Genomic DNA, 2,869 nt, shown 5'->3' with positions numbered 1-2,869 from the left:
GCCGAGCCCACGCTCGGCTCCGAGGGAAGAGCCGAGCGTGGGCTCGGCTCTACAGCGGCAATCAGAACCGGTAGCGCGCGCCCAGCGAAACGAACTGACCGCGCAGGTTGTACTGGCTGATGTCGAAGCCGCTGGAGCCGCCGGCCGGATCGAACGGCGGATCCTTGTCGGTCAGGTTCAGCACCGACAGTGACAGCGTGGTCTGCGGAATGCCCTCGTAGGCCACGTACAGGTCCAGCTGATGGTAGGGCTTGACCTTGTCGCGCAGGCCCGGATTGCTGGTGGCGGTGGCCACGCGCTGGTCATAGCCGCTCACGTACTGCAGGCTCAGCGTGCTGCTCCAGTCACCCACAGCCCAGTTCAACGAGGTGGTGCCGCGCGTGCGTGGCAGGGCGCCATGGCGATTGTTGCCGGCGCCGTCATAGGGCGCCTGTCCAGCCACCAGCGGCTGCTTGAAGCTGAGCAGGTGGGTCCAGCTGCCGGCCACGGTGAAGTTGCCCCAGCCATCGGTGCGGAAGGTACGGTTGGCTTCCAGGTCGATGCCCGAGGTGGTCAGCTCGCCCTGGTTGGCGTACTGGTTGGTGATGATCTGGATGCGGCCCTGTGCATCGCGCTGCACGCGGCCGGGGAACAGGTCCGGGTTGTTGACGATGAACTGCGCGCTGTCCGGCTTGACCAGGTTGTCCTGCTCGATGCGGTACCAGTCCAGGCCGATGCTGGAATCGGCATCGGGTGACCACACCGCGCCGACATTGAGGTTGCGCGAGCGTTCGGCCTTCAGGTCCGGATTGCCGGTGCGCAGGTTGGTCACACCACGGCTGCCGCCCGGCTGCAGCGGATCGAACGGGTCGACCACCGAACCGTAGCTGATGGTCTGCCCCGGTGCGATCTCCGGCAGCGACGGTGCACGGAAACCGCGCGAGAACGAACCGCGCAGCAGCAGGCTGTCCAGCGGCTGCCAGCGTAGCGCGAACTTCGGCGAGAACGCCTTGCCGAAGTCATCGTAGTGATCACCGCGGCCGGCCACCTGCAGCTCCAGCGTGCGATGCAGCGGCACGCTGAACTCGGCATAGGCGGCACTGACCTGGCGTTCGCCGTCGACGATGTTGATCGCCGGGCGCAGCTCGGTGCCCGACAGCACCTGCGCGCTGGTGCGCGCATCCAGTGATTCCTTGCGGAATTCGGCGCCCCAGGCGAAGCCGATCGCACCGGCCGGCAGTTCCCACAACGAGGTCGAGGCCTTCACGTTCAACGAGTGCAGCTTGTACCAACCTGGACGTTTGGTCTGCAGGCGCAGATCGTCCAGTGCGCCCGGCGTGCTGGACGGATCGAGGAAGTTGTAGCTGCCATCGCGCAGGATCTGCTGGAAGGCGTAGCGGTCCACGAAGTTGTCCACGTACTCGCGCTGCGCGCTCTGCGAGGTCAGTGCGGCCACTTCCCAGTCCCAGCGTTCACCGGTGCCACGCACGCCGGCCAGGGCGCGGTAGAACACCTGGGTGTTGTCCTTCAGGCGCGGGCCGAGATCGAAGAAGGTGTATTCGAACGGCAGCGGCGCGCTGCCCGGATTGTTCGGATGGCCGACCGGCAGCACGGCGGCGATATCGGTCAACGTGCCGGTGGCGGGATTGTAGGCACGCAGGCCAGGGCCGACCGTCAGCGGCGCGCTGAAGATCTGGTCGGCCTTGTTGTGGCTGTACAGCACATCAGCGAAGGCTTCGACGCTGTCGTTGAAGCGGTAGGTCGCGCTCAACGACGCCTGCAGGCGCTCGGCGCCGGGCTGCAGGGTCTTGAACGGCTGCGCGTTGAAGGCGCAGGCTTGGCCGGGCAGGGTGCTGCCGAAGTCACTGTAGGGACGCAGCTCGCTGCCATCGGGGCAGGGCGAGAACGGCTGCGGCGCGCGCGGGTTGGCCAGCGTGTTGCCGCCAGCGGTGGACCAGCCGGCCAGACGGCCACCGGGCTTGTCGCGGAAATCGCCGTCGCGGGTGTACGCGCGCTGGTCAGCATCGAGGCGGTCGCGCTTGAGCAGATCCAGCCCGAACAGCACGTTCCAGCCCTGCTGTTCGAGGTCACCGAAGCCGGCCAGCAGGTTGGCCTTGCGCTCGTTCAAACCGCCCTGGGTGGCGGTGCCGAAACCGCCGCCGACCTCCACGCCCTGGAAATCACGGCGCAGGATGATATTGATGACACCGGCGATGGCATCCGAGCCGTATACAGCCGAGGCACCATCCTTCAGCACTTCGATGCGCTCGACCGCGCTGATCGGCAGCGCATTGAGGTCGACGAAGGTGTCCTGGGTGTTGAGCGCGAAGCCGAAGTTGGCCACGCGGTAGCCATTGACCAGCACCAGCGTGTTCTTCGGTGACAGGCCGCGCAGGCCGATCGAGGCTGAGCCCGCAGCGAAGCTGCCGGTGTACTGCTCGTCGAAGCTGTTGCCGGCATTGGCCGACAGGTTGCGCAGCACGTCGGTGAGGGTGGAGCGGCCGGTCTGCAGGATCTGCTCGCGGGTGACGATCTGCACCGGGTTGGGGCCGGCGGTGTCGCTGCGCTTGATGTTCGAGCCGGTCACCAGCACGGTGCCGAGGGTGGTGCTGTCCTTGCCGGTATCGGCGGTTTCAGCGGCGCCGGCAGTGCCGGCGACGAGGGCCAGCGCGACCGCGCTGGAAAGCAGGGTGGTGCGATACATGGAAGCGACTACGCCAAACGGGGGAGGAGCCGTCAGTACCGCACGCGGGTCAGTGCGCCTTCCAATGACGAAAGCGCATTCAGTTATACATCACAGGTTCTTAACGAAAGTCAGCGCCCTTGGTGGAGTGGCCTGTGCTCCGGTGGGTGCGGACCGTTGGTCCGCACGCCCCTGTAGAGCCGAGCC

General features: G+C 66.6%; 1 protein-coding gene. It reads right to left on the bottom strand.

From position 1 onward, the window contains the following. Positions 1 to 61: 61 nt before the first annotated feature. Positions 62 to 2,683 (bottom strand): TonB-dependent receptor, encoded by a 2,622-nt coding sequence (locus tag ACFX4F_RS21100; RefSeq protein ID WP_380658318.1) that lies wholly within the window; start codon positions 2,681 to 2,683, stop codon positions 62 to 64. Between the last annotated feature and the right edge of the window lie 186 nt (positions 2,684 to 2,869).

It is taken from the genome of Stenotrophomonas sp. YIM B13575 (genome assembly GCF_042787595.1).
Lineage (GTDB): Bacteria > Pseudomonadota > Gammaproteobacteria > Xanthomonadales > Xanthomonadaceae > Stenotrophomonas > Stenotrophomonas lactitubi_B.
Note: the sequence above shows the minus strand (reverse complement) of the source record. Positions and strands in the feature narration are given on the sequence as shown.